At 77.0% G+C, this 792-nt stretch carries 1 protein-coding gene; it reads right to left on the bottom strand.

Features of this window, described 5'->3' with window-relative positions:
• The coding region (locus tag V8688_RS31985) for a hypothetical protein (protein ID WP_342802387.1) at positions 1-497 on the bottom strand (497 nt) is incomplete at its 3' end.
• Positions 498-792 lie beyond the last annotated feature (295 nt).

Raw genomic sequence — 792 nt, 5'->3', positions numbered from 1 at the left:
GCGCGTGCGCCCGCGGCGGCTCCTGCGACGGCCGCACCGGCCGCCGCGGCACCCACCGCCGCGGCGGTTCCCTTGCCTGCCTTCGTGTCCGACTTCGACGGGCGGTCGGCCTGACTCATCTCCGCGGTCGAGATGTCTGCCTGGGCGGCCTTGGACTGCGCGCTCGGGACCTTGACGGTGCGGTCGTCGGCCGAATAGGCCTGGGCACCAGCCGGTTTCCGGCCCGGGATCGACATCGCCGCGGTCGGCGCGTTCGGTCCGGCGAGGTCGGCCGGGTGCTCGCCGCCACGGCTCGTGGCGTCCGGGCTGATCTGTTCCGCGCGATCGTCGCCAGGCAGGCCCTGCGAGAGGCCCGCCAGCGGCGAGGTGCCCGCCTTGGAGCCCTGCTGCGGCGCAGCGCTTTGCGCGCCCGCGCCGGGGCGCCGGACGGCGGAGTCGGGAACGGATCGTTCGCCAGGTGCCGTGCCGCCGGACTGCGCGCCCGGCGTGCGATTCACCTGTGGCGCACCCGAACCCGAAGACTGCTGTCGGCCAGGCGCGTTGCCGGGTCCGAACCCCTGCGGCCCGCCCGGGCCCGTGGGACGTCCGCCAGGAGCGGAGCCGGGCTGCCCCGCGTGCGGCGGGGTACCGGGACCACCCGCGACGCGTTGGCTGCCGGGGCCTGAGTTCTGTTGCCCGCCGGGCGTATTGCCGGGAGCGAAGGGCCTGCCGGGGCCACCTGGCGCGCCGGGAGCGCCGCCCGGACCCGATGCCGGGCGGCCGCCGAATCCGCCTTGCGGGCCGGGAGCGTTA

The sequence above is a fragment of the Nocardia sp. No.11 genome (assembly GCF_038752175.1).
In the GTDB taxonomy this organism is placed as follows: domain Bacteria; phylum Actinomycetota; class Actinomycetes; order Mycobacteriales; family Mycobacteriaceae; genus Nocardia; species Nocardia canadensis.
This window is presented reverse-complemented; position numbering and strand designations above follow the sequence as displayed.